At 65.2% G+C, this 2885-nt stretch carries 2 protein-coding genes; both read left to right on the top strand.

What is annotated here, in order from left to right:
* The first annotated feature begins 4 nt into the window (after positions 1–4).
* Positions 5–1183 (top strand): zinc-binding dehydrogenase, encoded by a 1179-nt coding sequence (locus JOZ00_RS23255; protein WP_293348704.1) that lies wholly within the window; start codon positions 5–7, stop codon positions 1181–1183.
* A 147-nt stretch (positions 1184–1330) separates the two neighbouring features.
* The gene (locus JOZ00_RS23250) at positions 1331–2680 is read left to right on the top strand and encodes an IS30 family transposase (RefSeq protein ID WP_293348701.1); all 1350 of its coding nucleotides are present in this window, start codon (positions 1331–1333) and stop codon (positions 2678–2680) included.
* Positions 2681–2885: the final 205 nt, after the last annotated feature.

Here is a 2885-nt window from a genome sequence, read left to right as displayed (position 1 = left end):
GCCGTTGGACGGACCTGACGACGCACTGTCCCACAGCCCGGTTGCGCTGCGGCAAGTAGCGGATCCCGAACTCCTGCATGACGATTGGGTGATCACCCGACCCCGGTTGACCGGCATCTGCGGCTCGGACTCCAAGCAGATCTTGCTGGACTTCGGCGAGGGTGACAGCGACAACGCGCTCTCAGCGTTCTGTTCGTTTCCTCAGGTCATGGGCCACGAGGTGGTCGCCGACGTGATAAAGCTGGGCCCCAGGGCGCGCGGACTCGAGGTCGGCCAGCGTGTGGTGCTCAACCCGTGGCTGTCCTGCGGGCCGCGGGGCATCGAGCCGCCGTGCCCGTTGTGCCAAAGCGGCGACTACAGCCTGTGCTGGAGCTTCTGCGACGGCGACATTAAACCCGGCATCCATACCGGGGTCTCGGCCGATGTGACCGGGGGCTATGCCGAGTTGATGCCGGCTCACGACAGCATGCTGTTCGCAGTGCCCGAATCAGTGCCCGACGAGTTGGCGGTGTTCGCCGACCCGTTTTCAGTATCACTACACGCGATTACCCGCCATCCGCCACCGCGATCGGGCCGGGTCCTGGTGTACGGGGCGGGCTCGCTGGGGCTGTGTGCGGTGGCGATTCTGCGCGCCCTCTATCCGGACGTCGCGGTCGCGGTGGTGGCGCGTTTCGACACGCAGGCTGAGTTGGCCCGCCGGTTCGGCGCCGCCGTTGTACTGGCGCACGAGCCGCGGCTGGCAATCGTCGAAGAGCTGGTGAACTGGGGCGGCGGCCGACTGTGGCAGCCACTGCGCGGATTGCCGATGGCTCACCCGGGCGCCGTCGACGTGGTCTACGACACCATCGGCAAGCCGGAAACGTTCGAGGTGGGCGTGCGGGTGCTGGCCTCGCGGGGGACGCTGGTGAAGGCCGGCGTGCATGCCCCCGGCCGCTGGGAGTGGAGCCCGCTGTATTTCAAAGAGATCGCTCTCGTAGGCTCCAACGCGTTCGGCGTCGAGGAACTCGACGGCCAGCGCAAGCATGCGATCGAGCACTATTTGGATCTGGTTGTCGACGATCGAATTGATCTGCGTCTGATGCTGACTCACACCTTCGGGTTAGACCATTGGCGTGACGCATTCCTGACTATCGCTGACCAGCGCGGTAGCGGCGCGGTGAAAGTAGCTTTCGACCAGCGCTGAAACCGAATCGAGTGTGAGCTGACGGTCTTCAGTGTGCAACCAGGGCGGGAAAATGGGGGCGGGCTCAAGTGATGGCTGCAACACCTGATCGAGAGGTGTTGGTGCTGTATGGGTTGGCAGACGGGGTTTCGGGGCGATGGTGTTCATTTGGATGTTGAGTCCGCGGCGTTGGTGCGGGAGAAGTTCTGGGAGGCGCTGAGGTCAGGGCTTTCCCCGACGGCTGCAGCGACGGTGGTTGGGGTGGCGGGGCCGACGGGCCGCAAGTGGGCCCGGGCCGCGGGGTATCAGACCAATCCGAAGCACTACGGCACCCGTTATTCGGCGCAGGTCCGCGACGTGTTTTGGGCGGTGCTGCGCTCGGGTGTGACGCCGCCGCAGGCCGCGGTGGCCGCAGGTGTGTCGCTGCACACCGCTCTGCGTTGGATCGCACACGCTGGCTACGTGCCACGAACACCTATCTGTGCTGATCAAGAGCCCGACACCACAGCGTCGCGGTCCATGTCTTTTACCGAACGCTGCCGGTTAGAAGAGCTGCTGGAGGTGGGGTATTCGCAGGCCAGCGCCGCCCGCCTGCTCAAGCGAGACCGGTCGATGATTAGCCGGGAGAAGCGCCGGGGCGCGACCGGCTGCGGCTACCGCGCCCGAGTCGGCCAAGACGCCATTGAGGCGGCCCGCGCCCGCCCCAAGCCGCGCAAGCTGGAGACCAACTCAGTGCTGCTAGCCGAGGTTGTGCAACGCTTGGAACGGCGGCACAGTCCCGAGCAGATCGCGGGGCGGCTGCGCGAGGATTTCCCCGACGATCCGGAGATGTGGGTGTCCCACGAGACGATCTATCAGGCCATGTACGTCCAGCCCCGCGGGGAACTGGCCCGAGAGGTCAAGACCGCGCTGCGCACCAAACGCACCCGACGAAAACCTCAGGGCCGCAGCACAACCGACAGTCGTGGCCATATCAAGGACATGATCAATATCAGCGAGCGGCCGGCCGAAGCCGACGACCGCGCCATCCCCGGACACTGGGAGGGAGACTTAATCATCGGCAAAGAGCAAGCCTCTCAGATCGGCACTTTGGTCGAGCGAACTACCGGGTTCGTGATGTTGTTGCACCTACCCGCTGATCGCAGCGCCGCCACCGTCGCCGCCGCCATGACCGAGGCCATCCCGAAGATTCCCGAAGTGCTGCGGCTCTCCCTAACCTGGGATCAAGGCAAGGAAATGGCGCTGCACACCAAGATCACCGAGGCCACCGGCTTGCCGATCTACTTCTGCGATCCGCACAGCCCGTGGCAGCGCGGCTCCAACGAAAACACCAACGGCCTGCTGCGCCAGTACTTCCCGAAGGGAACCGACCTGTCCTTCCACGGCCCCGGAATCCTCGACAACGTCGCCGCCGAACTCAACGCCCGACCCCGCAAACGCTTCAAATGGCGTACCCCCGCTGAAGAACTCCACCGACTACTCTCAGACCCGTCCACATTTGTTGCAGCGACCGCCTGAATCCGCCCGCGACATCTCCGACCTGGACTCACACTCGACGCCCTAGATTCACACTCGATTGGGGTGGGTGCGCCAGTCGCGAACGCGCGGCCATTGGGTTCCCCCAAAGCCATCGGAAAAACGCCAAGTCGGGTCGGCCGCCCGACGGCGCTGCGCTAAGGCGCCGCGCCGGCGGGTAATAGCTGCCGCCGGGGCGGCCGAAGTG

Origin of the sequence: Mycobacterium sp., assembly GCF_019243155.1 — a bacterium.
Taxonomy (GTDB): domain Bacteria; phylum Actinomycetota; class Actinomycetes; order Mycobacteriales; family Mycobacteriaceae; genus Mycobacterium.
Note: the sequence above shows the minus strand (reverse complement) of the source record. Positions and strands in the feature narration are given on the sequence as shown.